At 41.7% G+C, this 5,922-nt stretch carries 6 protein-coding genes; 3 read left to right on the top strand and 3 right to left on the bottom strand.

Going from position 1 to position 5,922, the window contains the following annotated elements; genetic code table 11:
• Positions 1-262: 262 nt before the first annotated feature.
• Together QZY09_RS13215 and QZY09_RS13210 are read right to left on the bottom strand one after the other, a co-directional pair.
• On the bottom strand, positions 263-1,312 hold the full coding sequence (locus QZY09_RS13215; protein ID WP_295673082.1) for an acyltransferase family protein: 1,050 nt from the start codon (positions 1,310-1,312) through the stop codon (positions 263-265).
• 61 nt (positions 1,313-1,373) lie between these two features.
• Complete coding sequence (locus QZY09_RS13210) at positions 1,374-1,889, bottom strand: dual specificity protein phosphatase (protein WP_295673081.1); 516 nt, start codon at positions 1,887-1,889, stop codon at positions 1,374-1,376.
• A gap of 248 nt (positions 1,890-2,137) precedes the next feature.
• Between QZY09_RS13210 and QZY09_RS13205 the strand changes: the two genes are divergently transcribed.
• Both QZY09_RS13205 and lysA read left to right on the top strand, forming a co-directional pair.
• Positions 2,138-3,448: an aspartate kinase gene (locus QZY09_RS13205; protein ID WP_295673079.1), complete on the top strand. Its 1,311-nt coding sequence runs from the start codon at positions 2,138-2,140 to the stop codon at positions 3,446-3,448.
• Positions 3,449-3,575: 127 nt separating this feature from the next.
• A complete protein-coding gene (gene lysA, locus QZY09_RS13200; RefSeq protein WP_295673078.1) occupies positions 3,576-4,796 on the top strand; it encodes a diaminopimelate decarboxylase in 1,221 nt (406 codons plus the stop codon).
• Between the two features lie 9 nt (positions 4,797-4,805).
• Here the strand turns inward: lysA and QZY09_RS13195 are convergent, their stop codons facing one another.
• On the bottom strand, positions 4,806-5,459 hold the full coding sequence (locus tag QZY09_RS13195; protein ID WP_295673076.1) for an HAD family phosphatase: 654 nt from the start codon (positions 5,457-5,459) through the stop codon (positions 4,806-4,808).
• 373 nt (positions 5,460-5,832) lie between these two features.
• On the opposite strand from QZY09_RS13195, the gene QZY09_RS13190 reads away from it, so the two are divergent.
• On the top strand, positions 5,833-5,922 hold a 90-nt coding region (locus QZY09_RS13190; protein WP_295673084.1), incomplete at its 3' end, for a cold shock domain-containing protein.

The raw sequence follows: 5,922 nt of genomic DNA, 5'->3' as shown, positions 1-5,922 counted from the left end.
ATCCATATTTTGTCCCTAATTTACGGATAGTTATTGCTCCGGATAAGTATTCCTTAGTTACTTCTCCCTTTAAATGCGATTTGTCCATTTTGTCCTTGATTTTTTTGTCAACCCAGGTTAGGACAAGTCACGTGCGCTACACATGCTACAAACGCTACAATGCGCTACAAAACTGAATATCAATAAATTAACTACTGACAGTATTTTGTCACTGACAAAATACTGTCAGTAGTTTTTTGGGTTCCTGGCAAAAAATTTACTTTTATCCCGATATCCATTTCCCTACAAAAGGAATTTTATTTACCGCCCAACCCAGCGGTAACGAAATAGCAAAGCAAATAAGCGCAGTTAAGGGAATGCTTAAAATTGGCATACCCAGTTTGTAACTAATGCCAAATAGGTCATCCAGAAAATACAAAACCAGCGCGTGGGCCAGGTATATGCCATAATTATACCTGCCAGCAAAATCGCGGGCACGGGTAATAGCGGGAGATGTTTTTGGAACTGTCAGTTTTGCAAGCATAAAAGCGCTGATGGCCAGGAGTAAAACAGCGGGATTAATCGGTTCATAAAGCATTGTTCCGGGATATATGGGATAGGAGATCAGCAGCCTGCTGCCAATAGCGATTAATGCGATGCTGAATAAAAACAACAGCAACATCCAAAAACGCAGGTATTTTATATTAAAATCCTTATTGGCCAGGTAATAACCTAACACCAGGTAGCCGGCAAACCCGGCAAAATAATGCATATCTACCGAGGGGTTATACCGGGAAAGATAAGGCTGGGTAATGAGCATCACACCAAACCAAACCGCCAGGAAATAAATAAGCTCCTTTTCGGAGGCATTGCGGACAAACTTGCCAATAACAGGTATAAAAAAATACAGCCCGATAAGCATATAAACATACCATAAATGATAGGAGCTGCCGGTTTTTAGCAAATGCAGCACTTGCTTGATATTAGCCCAGGCATCTGCCCCGAACGTAATTTCTTCGTTATACCATGAATACCAGACGTAAATCAAACTCCAGAACAAAAAGGGCACCACTACCCTGCTCAATCTTTTCTTCAAAAAACTTGCGATTTCATATTCACGTGGAAGTAACAAAGCGCCGGTGATCATCACAAATGCAGGCACCCCAAAACGGGTAAGCGCATTTAAAAAATCAGCTGCCCACCAGTCTGTAGCCGGTACTTTCCCATACTGCATCAGCAAGGGCGACGAACAATGTAAGATAATCACCGCATATAAAGCGATGAGCCTTAAATTGCTGATCCAGTCGATGGTTTCGGGTTTGGTTGCTGGCATTTTACTATGATTGTTCCCATAGTAGCGATGGGTTTGAAACCTATTGCTACGGAGATTATTGCTATTTTGGCTTATAATATTCCTCCAGCTCTTTCAGCATTTTCACCTGGCTGCGCTGAGGGTTGATAAATATCCTTACTTTTCTGATGGTTTCATAAGCTTGTTCATAGGTCAAACCTGTTTTTATCAGGTAAGCCATGGCCATGGTAGGCCCGCGGCCCAGCCCCTGGCGGCAATGCACATAAACCAAACCTCCGTTTTTTATCTCGTTATTAATAAATTCCGCGCCCTTAATCAAAACACTCAACGGCGGAGGAGTATTATCAACGGTTGGCAGGTGCAGGTATTTTATCCCTTCGTGGTCGGCATCGCTATAATCGTTATGCATGCGCATATTCACTATTGCTGTTACACCAAGGGCCTTTAGTTTTTTTAATCCCCATAAATTATACTGACTGCCCAGCATCAGGTGAGGGTTAATTTGAGAACGCTTTAAACGCGGAACGCCTTTTGTCACCCTATGAATATTATCATAAATATAGTCCAAAACCAGACCCAACCTTGTTAAAATATTCATATATCGTCTCAATTTACTTCAAAATGAATGCTTTTTGTCACTATAAAAGGTTTTTTTAAGGTCAAACCCATTTTTTCATAGACCACTCTTTAATTAAAACCATTAATTTAGGGTAAAAATGAGCTAAAATCAATCTGTTCCAAATTAAATTTCGCCCATTATTAGCTAAAAGCAGTATAAAACCCTATTTTTAGCCCCTCAAAATTGATACAAGAATATCAATCATTTATGGTATAAAGAAAGGAATAATGAAAGTTTTAAAATTTGGCGGAACATCCGTAGGAAGCCCCGAAAGGATGAAAAAACTGCTGGATATCATTGACCCAGCCCAAAGGCAGATCGTTGTGTTATCGGCCGTATCCGGCACAACAAATAGTTTGGTTGAAATTGGCCAGGCTTACCAGGCTGGAGACAAAACTAAGGCCGCCGGGCTGATAAAGGTTTTAAAAGACAAGTACGAAGTTTTTATAAAGGAATTATTTGCCACACCCCAATATTTAGAACAAGGCAAGGAAGTTATTGATTATCACTTTTCGTTATTAAGTAACCTGGCTAACGACCTGTTTACGACAGTTGAAGATAAGATCATCCTGGCGCAGGGCGAATTACTGTCAACTACTTTATATCATGTTTACCTGAAAGAGATCGGCGTGCCATCGGTATTATTGCCTGCGCTTGATTTTATGAAGATAGACGAGGATAATGAACCCATTGTGGATTATATCTCCGAACATTTAACCCCGTTGCTTGATCAGCATCCGGATAATAAGTTATTTATCACCCAGGGATATATTTGCCGCAACAGCTTTGGCGAAATAGATAACCTGCGCCGTGGCGGCAGCGACTATACCGCGTCCTTGATTGGTGCCGGGATCCGCAGCGAAGAAGTACAGATCTGGACCGATATTGACGGCATGCACAACAATGATCCAAGGATTGTAAAAGGCACTAAACCAATTGCGCAGTTGTCTTTCGATGAAGCGGCGGAATTAGCCTATTTCGGTGCAAAAATATTGCATCCGCAAAGCGTATTCCCGGCTCAAAAATATAAGATCCCGGTTCGTTTGCTGAATACAATGGACCCGAAAGCCCCGGGAACATTGATCACCAATACCAGCGAAAAAGACAGGATCAAATCAATCGCGGCCAAAGATGGCATAACAGCTATCAAAATACAGTCAAGCCGGATGCTGCTGGCCCATGGTTTTTTACGCAAGGTATTCGAGGTTTTTGAACGGTATAAGACAGCGATTGATATGATCACTACTTCGGAAGTAGCAGTATCTTTAACCATCGACGATACATCTAACCTGGAAGATATCATTAATGAATTACAAGCTTTCGGGACTGTGGAAATAGACAAGGACCAGACGATAATTTGTGTGGTAGGTGATTTCGGCGCAGAAAAACACGGTTATGCAGCACGGGTTTTGGAAGCTGTAAAGCATATCCCCATCAGGATGATCTCTTATGGCGGCAGCGATCACAATATGTCGTTACTGATCCATACTGGTGATAAAACTGAAGTATTAAGGAGTTTACATAACAGGCTATTTTAGCCTCACCCTGCCCTCTCCAAAGGAGAGGGTTCTGAAAGAAAATTTAATATTACCCCTGTTTTAAAAAGTCCTCTCCTTTGGAGAGGATTTAGGTGAGGCAAAACGGGATGATTTATAAGAATTAAACATGTTCAATAAAAATACAACTACCCATTTCGAACAATTAGAAACACCGTTTTATTACTACGACCTTAATGTTTTGAGTAAAACATTGGAGGCCTGCCGTACCGCATCATCAAAATATGGCTTTCATGTGCACTATGCCATGAAGGCCAATTTTAACCCTAAGGTGTTGGATACCATCCAATCCTATGGCTTTGGCGCTGATTGTGTTAGCGGGAACGAGGTGAAGGCTGCCGTTGAACATGGCTTTGGTAAAGAAAAGATTGTTTTTGCGGGCGTAGGCAAATCTGATAAAGAGATCAATGCTGCTTTAGACGCGGACATTTTTTGCTTTAACGCTGAATCGGTACAGGAACTTTTTATTATTAACGACCTGGCAAAAGCCAAAAACAAAAAAGCAAATATCGCAATCCGTATCAACCCAAATGTTGACGCACATACGCACCATTTTATTACCACGGGGCTTGAAGAAAACAAATTCGGCATTAACAGCTGGCAATTGCCGGATGTAGCCGATGCCTTGCGCAAGTGCCCTAACCTGCAGTTTTTAGGCATTCATTTTCATATCGGATCACAGATCACCGATATGGAAGTATATAAAAGCCTGTGCACCCGAATCAACGAAATGCAGGATTGGTTTGTTGACCATGGCTTCGAGGTAAAAATACTAAACACCGGCGGCGGCCTGGGTGTTGATTACCATAACCCTGATACCAACAGCATCAGCGATTTTGAAAGCTATTTTAAAGTTTTCAGCAACTTTTTAAATGTAAAACCCGGCCAGGAGGTGCATTTTGAACTCGGCCGCGCACTTGTTGCGCAATGTTCAGCCCTCATTTCAAGGGTGCTCTATGTGAAAAACGGGCTGAAAAAGAATTTTCTGATATTAGATGCAGGTATGACTGAATTGATCCGCCCAATGCTGTACCAGGCATATCACCAGATAGAAAATTTAAGTCGAGAGTCCGAAAGTCCGAAAGTCCGAAAGTCCGAAAGCAGGGAATTGGATGCTTCTTTCGATACTCAGTCGCCAGCTGTACACTATGACATCGTAGGGCCTATATGCGAAAGCACAGATTGTTTTCAAAAGGATGTTGAGCTGCCACAGTCTTATCGTGGAGATCTGATAGCAGTACGTACCGCAGGCGCTTATGGTGAAGTGATGGCCTCAGGATATAATTTACGTGACCGGGTTGGGAGCGTTTATGCAGAACCTATAGGCTAAGCCCCGATTTTAAAGGGCCAGGTCCTTAATAAACTGATCGCTGAAGTCCTCCGCAAAATGCAGCACATTTGACAGGTATTTAAACTCGCCTGGCAGGTGTGTTGTCGTCATGATGACAGCTTTCATACCAGCATTGGCAGCGGCTTCGGCTCCTTTCGGAACATCCTCAAATACCAGGCAATCTCCATGATCAACATCCAGCAGTTTGGCTGCCTTTAAAAACGTTTCGGGATGGGGCTTACTCAATTCAACGTCATCGGCGCTTACTATCGCCGTAAAATAATGACGGATATTTAAATTATCCAGCACAAAATCAATATTAAAAGGGATAGCAGCTGACCCTATGGCCATCGGGATGCCTTTTTGGTGGGCGCTTTCTAAAAAAGCCTGCAGGCCAGGCAAAAGTTCAAGATGCGGTAGAAATTCCTGCTGGTATTTTTTTTCCTTTTCGAGCGAAAGCCGGTTCATTTCTTCCATCGTAAAACGATCCGGGCCAAATATCCTCACCAGCACTTCGGGGTTTTTACCATACATCTGCGGCTTTACTTCTTCCCATGTAAAATTGGCACCCAATTCAAAATTCAGCAGGTTTTGCCACGCTTTGGTATGATAAGGCATGTCGTTGATCATGGTACCATTAAGGTCGAATATAAAGGCCTTCATATTATTATAAACTGTTGCTTCAATTAATATTATACTATTTCCAATTCCGGGCAAAAGTACATTTAAATAAAAACACCTTTTAATAAAACTGAAATGTATCGCATATCGTAAATCTATCGTACTACATTTAAACAATACCGCCCTGCATAACCCTTGAAAAATATTAAAAAAGTGGCTAAATAATTAAGGAAGACGCGATGGAGTGATCTGTGCGATTAATTTGTTTTTAGCAAAAGCCCGTTTAGCATCAGCTGAAGGGCTTTTTTGTTAGGAGAAGTCCGAAACCTGCCTGCCGGCAGATTTCGGACTTCCCAAAAAAATACTTGCCAACCCGATTATTATGCCTACCTTGCGGCCTTTAATAAATAAAATAATGCAAAAAGAAGGAACAGTTAAATTTTTTAATGAAACAAAAGTTTTTGGTTTTATTACACCAAGCAATGGTGGCCAGGACGTATTTGTT

The organism is uncultured Mucilaginibacter sp., assembly GCF_903913935.1.
Taxonomy (GTDB): Bacteria; Bacteroidota; Bacteroidia; order Sphingobacteriales; family Sphingobacteriaceae; genus Mucilaginibacter.
Note: the sequence above shows the minus strand (reverse complement) of the source record. Positions and strands in the feature narration are given on the sequence as shown.

What these genes read in the sequence shown, in the direction of transcription:
- QZY09_RS13215 (WP_295673082.1), bottom strand. Translation starts at nt 1,312, where the DNA reads ATGCCAGCAACCAAACCCGAAACCATCGACTGGATCAGCAATTTAAGG.
- QZY09_RS13210 (WP_295673081.1), bottom strand. Translation starts at nt 1,889, where the DNA reads ATGAATATTTTAACAAGGTTGGGTCTGGTTTTGGACTATATTTATGAT.
- QZY09_RS13205 (WP_295673079.1), top strand. Translation starts at nt 2,138, where the DNA reads ATGAAAGTTTTAAAATTTGGCGGAACATCCGTAGGAAGCCCCGAAAGG.
- lysA (WP_295673078.1), top strand. Translation starts at nt 3,576, where the DNA reads ATGTTCAATAAAAATACAACTACCCATTTCGAACAATTAGAAACACCG.
- QZY09_RS13195 (WP_295673076.1), bottom strand. Translation starts at nt 5,459, where the DNA reads ATGAAGGCCTTTATATTCGACCTTAATGGTACCATGATCAACGACATG.